Origin of the sequence: Streptomyces sp. NPDC050164, from assembly GCF_044459945.1 — a bacterium.
In the GTDB taxonomy this organism is placed as follows: Bacteria; Actinomycetota; Actinomycetes; order Streptomycetales; family Streptomycetaceae; genus Streptomyces; species Streptomyces coeruleorubidus_A.
Window position 1 is genome coordinate 15125 of sequence record NZ_JBITJK010000067.1, and the last position, 12732, is coordinate 27856.

General features: G+C 71.2%; 11 protein-coding genes. 4 read left to right on the forward strand and 7 right to left on the reverse strand.

Going from position 1 to position 12732, the window contains the following annotated elements:
- Positions 1-4: 4 nt before the first annotated feature.
- Both ACIBNA_RS43670 and ACIBNA_RS43675 read right to left on the reverse strand, forming a co-directional pair.
- On the reverse strand, positions 5-895 hold the full coding sequence (locus ACIBNA_RS43670) for an aldo/keto reductase (protein ID WP_399170953.1): 891 nt from the start codon (positions 893-895) through the stop codon (positions 5-7).
- A gap of 1 nt (position 896) precedes the next feature.
- Positions 897-1811, reverse strand: coding sequence for an NAD-dependent epimerase/dehydratase family protein (locus ACIBNA_RS43675; RefSeq protein WP_399170954.1), 915 nt, complete (start codon positions 1809-1811; stop codon positions 897-899).
- Positions 1812-1856: 45 nt separating this feature from the next.
- On the opposite strand from ACIBNA_RS43675, the gene ACIBNA_RS43680 reads away from it, so the two are divergent.
- The 4 genes from ACIBNA_RS43680 to ACIBNA_RS43695 all read left to right on the forward strand — a co-directional run bounded on the left by ACIBNA_RS43680 (position 1857) and on the right by ACIBNA_RS43695 (position 5535).
- Positions 1857-2366: an Lrp/AsnC family transcriptional regulator gene (locus tag ACIBNA_RS43680; protein WP_399170956.1), complete on the forward strand. Its 510-nt coding sequence runs from the start codon at positions 1857-1859 to the stop codon at positions 2364-2366.
- Between the two features lie 29 nt (positions 2367-2395).
- Positions 2396-2809, forward strand: coding sequence for a MerR family transcriptional regulator (locus tag ACIBNA_RS43685; RefSeq protein ID WP_399170957.1), 414 nt, complete (start codon positions 2396-2398; stop codon positions 2807-2809).
- Positions 2806-3120 carry a thioredoxin family protein gene (locus tag ACIBNA_RS43690; RefSeq protein ID WP_399170958.1) on the forward strand — a complete coding sequence of 105 codons (315 nt, stop codon included), beginning with the start codon at positions 2806-2808 and terminating at the stop codon, positions 3118-3120. Before ACIBNA_RS43685 ends, ACIBNA_RS43690 begins: the two co-directional genes overlap by 4 nt.
- 135 nt (positions 3121-3255) lie before the next feature.
- Positions 3256-5535 (forward strand): HelD family protein, encoded by a 2280-nt coding sequence (locus tag ACIBNA_RS43695; protein WP_399170968.1) that lies wholly within the window; start codon positions 3256-3258, stop codon positions 5533-5535.
- Positions 5536-5554: 19 nt separating this feature from the next.
- On the opposite strand, the gene ACIBNA_RS43700 is transcribed toward ACIBNA_RS43695, so the two are convergent.
- From ACIBNA_RS43700 to ACIBNA_RS43720, 5 genes are all read right to left on the reverse strand, one after another.
- The gene (locus ACIBNA_RS43700; RefSeq protein WP_399170959.1) at positions 5555-5965 is read right to left on the reverse strand and encodes a hypothetical protein; all 411 of its coding nucleotides are present in this window, start codon (positions 5963-5965) and stop codon (positions 5555-5557) included.
- Positions 5966-6096: 131 nt separating this feature from the next.
- Positions 6097-8880: a 1,4-alpha-glucan branching enzyme gene (gene glgB, locus ACIBNA_RS43705; protein WP_399170961.1), complete on the reverse strand. Its 2784-nt coding sequence runs from the start codon at positions 8878-8880 to the stop codon at positions 6097-6099.
- A 36-nt stretch (positions 8881-8916) separates the two neighbouring features.
- Entirely contained in the window at positions 8917-10359 is a 1443-nt protein-coding gene (locus ACIBNA_RS43710) for a maltokinase (RefSeq protein WP_399170963.1), read from the reverse strand.
- A gap of 201 nt (positions 10360-10560) precedes the next feature.
- Positions 10561-12261: a maltose alpha-D-glucosyltransferase gene (gene treS / locus ACIBNA_RS43715; RefSeq protein ID WP_399170964.1), complete on the reverse strand. Its 1701-nt coding sequence runs from the start codon at positions 12259-12261 to the stop codon at positions 10561-10563.
- Positions 12258-12732, reverse strand: a 475-nt coding sequence (locus tag ACIBNA_RS43720; protein WP_399170966.1) for a DUF3459 domain-containing protein, incomplete at its 5' end; no start/stop codon positions are given. The genes treS and ACIBNA_RS43720, both read right to left, overlap by 4 nt.

Sequence of the window (12732 nt, forward strand, 5' to 3'; positions counted from 1 at the left end):
GGCCTCAGGACCCGGCGGCCTCGTCCAGACGTGCCCGTTCCTCCGGGCTGAGCGGCAGGTCCGCCGCGGCCGCCGAGTTCCCGGCCGTCTCCGGCCGGCTCGCCCCCGGGATCGGGATGACGGCGGGGGAGCGGGCCAGCAGCCAGGCCAGACCGACCTGCTGGGGGCTGACACCGCGCTCCGCCGCGACCTCGTGGAAGGCGGCCAGGCGTTCCCTGCCCTCCGTGCGCGACGGCCCGTCCAGGGAGCTGCGGGCCAGCCCGCCCAGCGGGCTCCACGGCAGGAACGCCAGCCCCAGTTCCGCGCACAGCCGCAGCTCCGGCTCGCCGGCCCGGACGGCGGGGGAGTACCGGTTCTGCACCGACACCAGCCTCTCGCCGAGGATCTCGCGCGCCCGGCGGATCTGGTCCGCGTCGGTGTTGGACAGCCCGGCGAGCCGGATCGTGCCCGCGTCGAGCAGCTCGCGCAGGGCGCCGACCGACTCCTCGAAGGGCACTTCGGGGTCCGGCTTGTGGAGTTGGTAGAGGCCGATCGCCTCCACGCCGAGGCGCTTGCGGGAGGCCTCGGCGGCGGCCTTGAGGTGACGCGGGGAGCCGTTCACCGTCCAGTCGCCGCCGGCCGGGCGGCCACGGCCGCCCTTCGTCGCCACCAGCACGCCGGAGGTGTCACCGCCGTACGTGGCCAGCGCGCGGGCCAGCAGACGTTCGTTGTGGCCGGGCTCCGCGCCCGGCAGATGGTAGGAGTCGGCCGTGTCGAGGAGGCTCACGCCCGCGTCGAGCGCGGCGTGCACGGTGGCCAGCGCGCGCTTCTCGTCCGGCCGGCCCTCGATGGACAGCGGCATCGCGCCGAGCCCGACCGCGCTCACCCGCAGCCCGCCAAGTGTCCTGTACCGCATGTCAGTCGCCCTTCCCGAGTGTCTCGGCGACGGCGCGCGGCAGCCACTGCCGGGCGTCGGTGAAGGTGAAGCCGAGCCGGGCGGCCCGGGCGTTGTCCATGCCGTAGGAGCGGCGGAAGGAGAACGGGGAGACCTCGCCGACCTCGACGGGCCCGAACACGGTCCGGCCGCCCGGGACATGCGCGGCCACCGCCTCGCACAGCTCCTCGGTGGTCAGCGTCCCGTGCGAGGCGGCGTTCACCGGCCCGGTGAAGTCCTCGCCCGCCGCCCAGGCCAGGAACCGGCCGATCTCCTCGACGTGGACGTAGGTGGCCGGCCGGTTCACCACCGGCACGGCGATCGGCTCGCCGGTGCGTATCCGCTCGGCGTAGTGGGCCAGCCGCCCGGTGAAGTCGTCGTCCCCGCCCAGCACATGGGCCACCCGCACCGCCGCGTACGGCAACGCCGGGCCGTCGGCCGCGAGGACCGCCTCGGCCTGCCGCTTGCCCTCCCCGTAGTTCGCCTCCAGGAACGCCGGGTCGTCCCAGGGCAGCCCGAGGTCGACGGTGACCGTGGCCGGATCGACGGCCTCCTCGCGCACGAGGGCGGGGGAGTCCTCGTACTCGTACACCTCGACCGTGGAGGTCATCACATAACGGCGGGTGCGGCCGGAGAAGACGCGGCGGGCGAGGGCCGCCTGGCGGGGTGTGTAGCAGACCTGGTCGACGACGACGTCGAAGACGCGCGAGCCGAGCGCGCCGGTCAGGGACCGCTCGTCGTCCCGGTCGGCGACCAGCTGCTCCACCCCGGCCGGCGGCGGGGAGGAGCCCCGGTTCAGCACGGTGACGCGGTGCCCTTCGGCGAGCAGCCGTGCGAGCAGACGCTTTCCGACGTAACGGTTCCCGCCGATGACCAGGACTTCCAGGGCCTTTTCCATGACCATAATTCTCCTGGCGTACATCGACGTCCTGAAGGGGGAACCATGGGAGTTCGGGCAACCGCGCCGAAAGAACCACGGCATCTGCGCACCACCGCCGACGAAACCTCGGTGGCCTTCGACGCGCTGGACCGGCAGATCCTCCAGCTGCTCCAGACCGACGGCCGGATCAAGCTCAGCGAGCTGGGCCGCCGGGTCCGGCTCAGCCCGGCGGCGGTCACCGAGCGGGTGCGGCGCCTGGAGGCGGCGGGCGTGATCAGCGGCTACGCGGCACGGGTCGTGCCGGCCCGGCTCGGCTACGGCATCCAGGCGTTCATCCGGGTGAACCCGCACGGCGGCTACAACCTGAAGCACCCAAGGACCCTGGAGCTGATCGAGCGGCCCGAGATCACCGAGGTGCACCACGTGGTCGGGGAGGACTGCTGGATCCTCAAGGTCGCCGTCCGGGACACCGTCCACCTGGAGGAGGTGCTGGAGGAGGTCTCCGCGCTGGGCCGCACCACGACGTCGATCGTGCTGACCTCCCCGGTGGAGCGGAAACCGCTGTTGCCTTGACGCCGGCGTCAAGGGCTACGTTCGACGGCATGCGAATCGGCGAGCTGGCCGCACGGGCCGGGACCACGACGCGGACGCTGCGGTACTACGAGTCTCGGGGGCTGCTGCCCGCGCGGCGTGAGGGCAACGGATACCGGACGTACTGCGAGTGCGATCTGAAGCTGGTGGAGCAGATCAGGACGTTGCAGGACTTCGGGTTCGACCTGGAGGAGACGCGGCCCTTCGTGGAGTGCCTGCGGGCCGGGCACCCCGAGGGCGACACATGCCCGGCGTCACTCGCGGTCTACCGGCGCAAGCTGGACGAACTCGACTCCCTGATCGGTCAGCTGACGAGCGTGCGCGAGACGGTCGCCCGGCAGCTGGCGCGGGCCGAGCTGGCCGCCGAGGCGGAGGTTCCGGGGGGTCCGGAGCCTGGTTGCGAGCTGGGGAGGCACACGTGGTGACCGACGTGACGGACGCGGACTTCGAGGCGGAGGTGATCGGCGCCGACCTGCCGGTGCTGGTGGAGTTCACCGCCGGCTGGTGTCCGCCCTGCCGGCAGATGGGGCCGGTGCTGAAGGCCCTCGCCTCCGAGGAGGGCGACCGGCTGAAGGTGGTGCAGCTCGACGTGGACTCCAACCCGGAGACCACCAACGCCTACAAGGTGCTGTCCATGCCGACGTTCATGGTGTTCCGCGGCGGCGAGCCCGTGAAGTCGATGGTGGGCGCGCGGGCCAAGCGGCGGCTGCTGGAGGAGCTCGCCGACGTGCTGTAGCCGCCGGCCCTGACAACGGCCCGGAAACGAGGAAATCCCCCGAGCAATTGCGCTCGGGGGATTTCCTTGCGTATATTTGTCTGTTCGTGACTTCAAGTCGATTGAAGTCATGGCAAAGTTCAGTGAGCACAGTATATCCGGGCGGGAGCGGAATTGTCAAACACCGAATTTCCGGACGATGAATTGCGGCAGGAGCAGGAATTCATCGACGGGTTGTACGCGCGCGTCGACGCGCTGCGCGGCGACACCGAGACCTCCGTCACGGACGCGCTCGCGCAGGGCAACACGCCCATGCAGGCCAGACTGGAGCGGGACATCCTCGTCTCCGAGCGATCCGGGCTGCTCGCCGCGCTGAACGCGGTGGACGGCTCCCTGTGCTTCGGCCGGATCGACCTCACCTCGGGCGTGACCCACCACATCGGACGCATCGGCCTGCGCAGGGACGACGCCGACCGCACACCGGTCCTGATCGACTGGCGTGCCGACGTCGCCCGCCCCTTCTACCTGGCCACCGGCCACACCCCGATGGGGCTCAGGCGCCGGCGGCACATCGCCACCGACGGCCGGCGGGTCACCCACCTGCACGACGAGATCCTCGACTTCGGCGACGAGACCCGCACCGGCCACGAGGACCCGTCGGGCGACGCGGTGCTGCTCGCCGCGCTCAACTCCGCGCGCACCGGCCGGATGAGCGACATCGTGCAGACCATCCAGGCCGACCAGGACCGCGTCATCCGCGCCCCGCACCGCGGCGTGCTCGTGGTGGAGGGCGGACCGGGCACCGGCAAGACGGCCGTCGCCCTGCACCGCGCCGCGTATCTGCTGTACGAGCACCGGGAACTGCTCGCCAAGCGGGCGGTGCTGATCGTCGGTCCCAACCCGGCGTTCCTCGGCTACATCGGCGAGGTGCTGCCCTCCCTCGGTGAGACCGGCGTGCTCCTCGCGACCGTCGGCGAGCTGTTCCCCGGAGTGAAGGCGACGGCCACCGACACGCCCGAGGCCGCCGCCGTGAAGGGCCGCGCGGAGATGGCCGACGTCCTCGCCGAGGTCGTGCGCAGTCGGCAGGCGCTGCCCGACCCGGTGATCGCCATCGAGCACGAACGCGAGGTGCTCATGCTGGACGACGGCCTGGTGAACGTCGCCCGGGAGCGCACCCGCGCCGCGAAACTGCCGCACAACGCGGGCCGCGAGCACTTCGAGGGGCACATCCTCAACACCCTCACCGAGCTGTACGCCGAGCGGATCGGCACCGACCCCTTCGACGGGTCCAGCCTGCTCGACCCCAGCGACATCACCCAGATCCGCGACGACCTCGCCGAGAACCCCGAGGTCTGGGCCGCGATCGACCAGCTGTGGCCGCTGCTGACCCCGCAGCGGCTCGTCGCCGACTTCCTCGCCGCACCCGAGGAGTTCCTGCCCCCCGAGGACGCTGCGGCCGTACGCCGCCCGGTGACCCGGCGCTGGACCGTCGCCGACGTGCCGCTGCTCGACGAGGCCGCCGAACTCCTCGGCGAGGACGACCGGCTGGCCCGGGAGCGCGCACAGCGCGAACGGGAGCGGCAGATCGCCTACGCGCAGGGCGTGCTGGACGTGTCGTACGCGTCCCGCACGTACGAGTTCGAGGACAAGGAGGAGGACGACCCCGAGTCCTCCGAAGTGCTCTCCGCGCACGACATCATCGACGCCGAGCGGTTCGCCGAACGGCACGAGGAGGACGACCACCGCAGCGCCGCCGAGCGCGCCGCCGCCGACCGCACCTGGGCGTTCGGGCACATCATCGTGGACGAGGCGCAGGAGCTGTCGCCGATGGCGTGGCGGCTGCTGATGCGGCGCAGCCCGACCCGCTCGATGACCCTGGTCGGCGACCCCGCGCAGACGGCGGAGGAGGCCGGTGTCGGCTCCTGGTCGGGCATCCTCTCCCCGTACGTCGAGGACCGCTGGGAGCACACCCGGCTGGGCGTCAACTACCGCACCCCGGCCGAGATCATGGACGTCGCGGCGGCCGTGGTCCGCGCCGAGCACCCGGAGTTCGAACCGCCGAGCTCGGTCCGCTCCACGGGCGTACGCCCCTGGGCGCGCGCCACCGACGACCTCCCCGGTGCCGTCGCCAAGGCGGTCGAGGAACTCACCCCCACCGAGGGACGGCTCGCGGTGATCGCCCCGCGCGACCTCCACCGCGGCCTCGCGGCCCGGCTGGACGGCGTGACGGCGGGCGCCGAACCCGACCTCACCCGGACGGTCGTCCTCCTCGACCCGCGCCAGGCCAAGGGCCTGGAGTTCGACTCCGTCCTCGTGGTCGAGCCCGGCCGGTACGGCACCAGCGACCTGTACGTCGCCCTGACCCGGGCCACCCAGCGACTGGGGGTGCTGCACACCGGGGAACTGCCCGAGTCCCTGTCGGAGGCGTTCGCGTAACCCCCCTGGCGGAACGCGCCTACCGGAGGAGGGACTTCGGATCCCGCAGGGCGTGCCACAGTCCGGCCGCGAGGGGAACGACCGTCAGGGCGAAGAAGACCCAGAACAGGAACTCGGCCCCGGGTGCGAGGTCGTAGACGGTGCCGTCCTCCCACGCGCAGTAGGCGCGCGGCGGAAACGGCGTGGAGACGCCCGACACCCTGCCGCTGCCGATGACGCCCTCCTGATACGGCTCCCTGGGGCAGGGAGCCGTATCGGGGAACAGTACGTAGTCGTCCGCGGCCATGATGTACATCCACGTGACGGCGCCGAGCGGAACCGCCCAGAACACCGAGGTCCGCACCCACAGTGGCAGCAGCGGATGCGCCAGCAGGCCTCGCAGCGCGACCCATCCGACGACGAGCCCGAGGAAGACCGGGAGCAGAGTCACCCTCTTCCCCGCGGGGGCGCGGCCTGAGAGGTGAGTGGGGTGGCACAGCGCATGCGGCCACCCCACCAGGCTCGGACCGGACGGGCTGTGACGGAAGCCACTCCTCCCGTCACAGCGGTGTCACAGGCCGCCTACGCCGGGCGCAGCCACACCGTCGACAGCGGCGGCAGGGTCAGCCGGATGCTCGCCGGGCGGCCGTGCCAGGGCTGGGCCTCGGGCTTGACCGGGTCGGGGGTGGTGACGTCGCTGCCGCCGTAGACGGCGGCGTCGGTGTTGACCGCCTCGTGCCAGGCCGGGACGTCCTCGGGCACGCCCAGCCGGTAGTCCTGGCGGACGACCGGCGCGAAGTTGGACACCGACAGCAGCGGGTTGCCCTCCGGGTCCAGCCTCAGGAACGCCAGGACGTTGTCGTCGGCGGCGTCCCCGACCACCCACTCGAAACCGGCCGGGTCCGTGTCGAGCCGCCACAGCGCCTCAGTCGCGCGGTAGACCGTGTTGAGGTCGCGGACCAGATCACGCACGCCCCGGTGCTCGGGCTCGGCCCCGTAGCCCGGATCGAGGAGCCACCAGTCCGGGCCGTGCGCCTCGGACCACTCGGCGCCCTGGGCGAACTCCTGGCCCATGAACAGCAGCTGCTTGCCGGGGTGGGCCCACATGAAGCCCAGGTACGCCCGGTGGCCCGCGCGCTGCTGCCACCAGTCGCCGGGCATCTTCGACACCAGGGAGCCCTTGCCGTGCACGACCTCGTCGTGGGAGATCGGCAGGACGTAGTTCTCGCTGTAGGCGTACACCATCGAGAACGTCATCTCGTGGTGGTGGTACTTGCGGTGCACCGGCTCGTGGCTCATGTACTGGAGCGAGTCGTGCATCCAGCCCATGTTCCACTTCAGCCCGAACCCGAGCCCGCCGAAGCCGCTCGGGCCCTTGTGGTGGGTGGCCCGGGTGACGCCGTCCCAGGCGGTCGACTCCTCGGCGATCGTGACCACACCGGGCACCCGGCGGTACACCGTCGCGTTCATCTCCTGGAGGAACGCCACCGCGTCCATGTTCTCCCGGCCGCCGTGCTCGTTGGGCGTCCACTGGCCCGGCTCGCGCGAGTAGTCGAGGTAGAGCATCGACGCCACCGCGTCCACGCGCAGCCCGTCGATGTGGAACTCCTCGCACCAGTACAGGGCGTTCGCGACGAGGAAGTTGCGCACCTCGTTGCGCCCGTAGTCGAACTCCAGCGTGCCCCAGTCGGGGTGCGCGGCCCGCAGCGGATCCGCGTGCTCGTACAGGGGCCGCCCGTCGAACTCGGCCAGCGCCCAGTCGTCACGCGGGAAGTGCGCGGGCACCCAGTCCATCAGCACGCCGATGCCGGCCTGGTGCAGCGAGTCGACCAGGAAGCGGAAGTCGTCGGGCGTGCCCAGCCGGGCCGTCGGCGCGTAGAACCCGGTGACCTGGTACCCCCAGGAGCCGCCGAACGGATGCTCGGCGACCGGCATCAGCTCGACGTGCGTGAAGCCGAGGTTCTTCACGTACCGCGGGAGCTGCTCGGCCAGTTGCCGGTAGGTCAGCCCAGGCCGCCAGGACGGCAGATGCACCTCGTACACGGAGAACGGCGACTCGTGTGCCGGTGCCTGAGCGCGCCGGGCCAGCCACTCGGCGTCACCCCACTCGTACCGCGAGGACGTGATGACCGACGAGGTCGCGGGCGGCACCTCCGTGCGGCGGGCCAGCGGGTCGGCGCGCAGCGTCTTCGAACCGTCGGGACGGGTGATCTCGAACTTGTACAGCTCGCCCTCGCCGATGTCCGGCAGGAACAGCTCCCACACGCCCGACGAGCCCAGCGACCGCATGACGTGGCCGGCGCCGTCCCAGAAGTTGAAGGTGCCGGCCACGCGCACGCCGAGCGCGTTCGGCGCCCACACCGAGAACCGGGTGCCGGTCACGCCCTGGTGGGTCATCGGGTGCGCGCCCAGCGCGGTCCACAGCTCCTCGTGCCGGCCCTCGCCGATCAGGTGCAGGTCGAGGTCGCCCAGCGTGGGCAGGAAACGGTAGGCGTCCTCGGTGTCCAGGACCGTCCCCTCGTAGTCCACGAGCAGCCGGTACTCCGGGACCTCCCGCAGCGGCAGCAGCCCGGAGAAGAACCCCTCCCCGTCGTCGTGCAGCTCCGCCCGCACCTCGCCGGCGACGACGGTCACCGACAGGGCGTACGGCCGGAACGCCCGGAACGCGATCCCGCCGGGCACGGGGTGTGCGCCGAGCACGGAGTGCGGGTCGTGATGCGTGCCGCCCAGCAGCCGCGCCCGGTCCGCCGCGCCGACGGCGGGCGAGCCGGCGATCTCCATCTCCGGCGGGACGGTCTGGGCGGGGGCTGCGGTGGCCTTCTTGGCGGTGGCCTTCTTCGCGGGGGCTTTCCTGGCGGGAGGCTTGGCGGCGGTGGCCTTGGTGGCTGCCGCCTTCGACGACGTGGCCTTCTCGGCGACCGCCTTCTTCGCTGTGGCCTTCTTGGCAACCGCTTTGGTGGCCGTCGCCTTGGCGGCTGTGGCCTTCTTCGCTGTGGCCTTCTTCGCGGTCGTCTTCTTGGCGGCTGTCTTCGTCGCGGTCGTCTTCTCGGCCGTGGCCTTGGTCGCGGTCGCCTTCGCAGGAGCCGCCTTCTTCGCGACGGCCTTCTTCTCGACGGCCTTCTTCGCGGTCGTCTTCGCCGGGGCCGCCTTCTTGGCCGCGGCCTTCGTCGCGGGTGACTGCGCAGCGGGCGTCTTCTTGGCGGCGGCCTTCTTCGCGGGGGCAGTCGCCTTCTTGGCCGCTGCCTGTTTCGGCACCGCCGTCTTCTTCGCGGCACTCTTCTTCTGGGCGGCCGTGGGCTGCTCGGGGATCTTCTCCCCGGCCGTCCCCTTGGGACGGGAACCGCTGGACTCAGGACGGGGGGTCACGGGCGGAGCCTCCAGGACGCAGGTGGGTCAGTCAGGTCAGGTCAGACGGCCGGACGCGGCGAGCCGGTCTATGGCGGCCAGGGGCACCGGCAGCCAGTCGGGGCGGTGCCGGGCCTCGTACACCACCTCGTAGATCGCCTTGTCCGTCTCGTAGGCGCGCAGCAGCACCGGGTCGGTGCGCGGATCGAGGCCGGAGGCCTCGGCGTACCCGGAGCAGTACGCGGACCGGCAGGTCTCCGCCCAGTCCGGCTGGGGCGGATCGGCCGAGCGGGCCGCGTAGTCGAAGGACCGCAGCATGCCGGCGACGTCCCGCACCGCCGGCTGCGGCATGCGCCGCTCGGCCAGCGGCCGGGCCGGCTCGCCCTCGAAGTCGATCAGCCACCACTCGCCGGCCGGCGAGCGCAGGCACTGCCCGAGGTGCAGATCGCCGTGCACGCGCTGCGCGGTCCAGGTGCGGCCCTCGGCGGCCAGATCGCCCAGCGCCGTGAACGCCGACCGCAGCCCGCCGGCGTACGCCCGCAGCGCGGACACCGCCTGGACGGCCGCCTCCAGCCGCTCGATCATGCCGTCCACCATGAGCCGCAGCTGCATGTGACCGAGCGTGACCGTCGGCAGCGCGCGGGCCAGCGCGGTGTGCACCTCGGCGGTGGCCCGCCCCAGTGCCCGCGCCTCGGCCCCGAAGTCCTCGCCCTTGGCCAGCTCGCGCAGCGCCAGCTCCCAGCCGTCGGAGGCGCCCTGCACGAACGGCTGGAGCACCCCCAGCACGTACGGATGGCCGGTCAGGTCGGCCGCGCCGGAGGAGATCACCGGGTCCGCCGTGGGGTCGACGTCCGCGACCATCCAGGCCGTCGGCGCGGGCACCCGGGGGCAGCCCTCGCGCGCCAGCGCCAGCGGCAGCTCCAGGTCCGGGTTGACGCCCGGCACGATCCGGCGCAACAGCTTCAGGATGAACGTATCTCCGTAGACGATCGACGAGTTGGACTGCTCCGCGGTCACCACGCGCGGCACCAGACCGGACCGGATGTCCTGGTCGAGGTCCCGCTCGAAGCGGAGCCCGCCGATCCGGGCCTGGGTGCGCAGCGCCTCCAAGAGCAGCTCGGCGGGCCGGGCGTCGTGCAGTGCGTCATAGGCCGTCCGGCCGGCCAGCGGCCCCGTCGACAGGTGTCCGATCAGCGCGGGCGCCAGCCGAGGCGGCAGCGCCTCGCGCACGCCTATCAGCAGCTGATAGCAGTCGCCGGGATGGCCGGGCGCGCCATGGGAGGGCACGAGCGGCTGGTGGGCGCGGACGAGCAGGTGGTACAGGCCCAGCTTGCCGTTGGACGGGAGCAGCTCGGTGGCCTCGACCAGTGTGAACCCGGTGACCGGACGCCCCTTGCCCGCGAACCAGCGCTGCCGCGGCAGCCACTCCCGCAGCAGCGGATCGAGGGAGGCAAGGAGGCCGGGCGGGGTGGTGACGGTGCGTGTGACGGCTTCCGACATGGCGTCGCGTCCTTTCACCCATGGTTGGTGCGCCTCCGGGGCCTTCAGCAGGTGCCGGTGGCGCCCCCTCCGGCTCACGCGGGTGGGCGGGGTGTTACTGATGCGTGCCCCGGGCGGGGCGGGAGAAACGCCCCGCCACGGGGGTTTGCGGTCCGCCCCGCAATTCAGCCCTCATCAGGTCGTCTCAGACCGTCTCAGGCCTCACAAGGCGTCCCTGCGCAGCCGGAACCAGTAGAACCCGTGACCTGCCAGCGTCAGCAGATACGGCAGCTCGCCGATCGCCGGGAAACGGACCCCGCCGAACAGCTCCACCGGGTGCCGCCCCTCGAAGGCGCTCAGATCCAGCTCCGTGGGCTGCGCGAAACGCGAGAAGTTGTTCACGCACAGCACCAGGTCGTCCTCGTACTCCCGCAGGAACGCCAGCACCGCCGGGTTCGTCGACGGCAGCTCGGTGTACGAGCCGAGGCCGAAGGCCGGGTTCTGTTTGCGGATCTCGATCATGCGGCGGGTCCAGTGCAGCAGGGACGACGGCGAGGCCATGGACGCCTCGACGTTGGTCACCTGGTAGCCGTAGACCGGGTCCATGATCGTGGGCAGGAACAGCCGACCCGGATCGCACGAGGAGAACCCCGCGTTGCGGTCCGGCGTCCACTGCATCGGCGTGCGCACGGCGTCGCGGTCGCCGAGCCAGATGTTGTCGCCCATGCCGATCTCGTCGCCGTAGTACAGGATCGGCGAGCCCGGCAGCGACAGCAGCAGGGCCGTGAACAGCTCGATCTGGTTGCGGTCGTTGTCCAGCAGCGGGGCGAGCCGGCGCCGGATGCCGATGTTGGCGCGCATCCGCGGGTCCTTGGCGTACTCGGCCCACATGTAGTCGCGCTCTTCGTCGGTGACCATCTCGAGCGTCAGCTCGTCGTGGTTGCGCAGGAAGATGCCCCACTGGCAGCCCGAGGGGATGGCCGGGGTCTTGGCCAGGATCTCGGAGACCGGGTAGCGGGATTCCCGCCGCACCGCCATGAAGATGCGCGGCATGACCGGGAAGTGGAAGGCCATGTGGCACTCGTCGCCGCCGCTGGGATAGTCGCCGAAGTAGTCGACGACGTCCTCCGGCCACTGGTTGGCCTCCGCCAGCAGCACCGTGTCCGGGTACTGGGCGTCGATCTCCTTGCGCACCCGCTTCAGGAAGTCGTGCGTCTCCGGGAGGTTCTCGCAGTTGGTGCCCTCCTGCTGGTACAGGTACGGCACCGCGTCCAGCCGGAAGCCGTCGATGCCCAGGTCCAGCCAGAACTTCAGCGCGGAGATCATCTCCTCCTGCACGGCCGGGTTCTCGTAGTTGAGATCCGGCTGGTGGGAGAAGAAACGGTGCCAGTAGTACTGCTTGCGGACCGGGTCGTAGGTCCAGTTGGAGGCCTCGGTGTCGACGAAGATGATCCGCGCGTCCTGGAACTGCTTGTCGTCGTCCGCCCACACGTAGTAGTCGCCGTAGGGGCCGTCGGGGTCCTTGCGCGACTCCTGGAACCACGGGTGCTGGTCGCTGGTGTGGTTCATGACGAAGTCGATGATCACGCGCATGCCGCGCTGGTGGGCGGCGTCGACGAACTCCACGAAGTCGGCCAGGTCGCCGAACTCCGGCAGCACGGCGGTGTAGTCGGAGACGTCGTAGCCGCCGTCCCGGAGCGGGGACTTGAAGAACGGCGGCAGCCACAGGCAGTCGACGCCGAGCCACTGCAGGTAGTCGAGCTTGGCGGTCAGGCCCTTCAGGTCACCGACGCCGTCGCCGTTGCTGTCCTGGAACGAGCGGACGAGTACCTCGTAGAAGACTGCGCGCTTGAACCACTCCGGGTCCCGGTCCCTGGCAGGAGTGTCCTCGAAGGTGTCCTGAACGGGTTCGTTGACGATCATGTTGTGGGTGACCCTCCGATCTGCGGGGTGGACGGTCGCAGAACCGAGAAGACATGCGCGGGCCTATGGCCCGGTTCGAGGCGCACATAGTTGGCCCTGCCCCAGTGATAGGTCTCGCCGGTGAGCTCGTCACGCACCGGCACCGACTCGTGCCAGTCCAGGCCGAGTTGCGGCATGTCCAACGAGACCGTGGCCTCCTGGGTGTGGTGGGGATCGAGGTTGGCGACCACCAGAACCGTGTTCGAGCCCTTCCGCTTCGAATAGGCGATCACCGCTTCCTGGTCCGCGTGGTGGAAGTGGAGGTCGCGCAGCTGCTGGAGGGCCGGGTTCTCCCGGCGGATGGTGTTGAGCCTGGTCAGCAGCGGTGTGATGGTGTGGCCCTCGCGTTCGGCGGCCGCCCAGTCGCGGTGCCTGAGCTGGTACTTCTCCGAGTCGAGGTACTCCTCGCTGCCCTCCCTGAGGGGGGTGTTC

What these genes read in the sequence shown, in the direction of transcription:
- ACIBNA_RS43685 (WP_399170957.1), top strand. Translation starts at nt 2,396, where the DNA reads ATGCGAATCGGCGAGCTGGCCGCACGGGCCGGGACCACGACGCGGACG.
- ACIBNA_RS43670 (WP_399170953.1), bottom strand. Translation starts at nt 895, where the DNA reads ATGCGGTACAGGACACTTGGCGGGCTGCGGGTGAGCGCGGTCGGGCTC.
- ACIBNA_RS43675 (WP_399170954.1), bottom strand. Translation starts at nt 1,811, where the DNA reads ATGGAAAAGGCCCTGGAAGTCCTGGTCATCGGCGGGAACCGTTACGTC.
- ACIBNA_RS43680 (WP_399170956.1), top strand. Translation starts at nt 1,857, where the DNA reads ATGGGAGTTCGGGCAACCGCGCCGAAAGAACCACGGCATCTGCGCACC.
- ACIBNA_RS43710 (WP_399170963.1), bottom strand. Translation starts at nt 10,359, where the DNA reads ATGTCGGAAGCCGTCACACGCACCGTCACCACCCCGCCCGGCCTCCTT.
- treS (WP_399170964.1), bottom strand. Translation starts at nt 12,261, where the DNA reads ATGATCGTCAACGAACCCGTTCAGGACACCTTCGAGGACACTCCTGCC.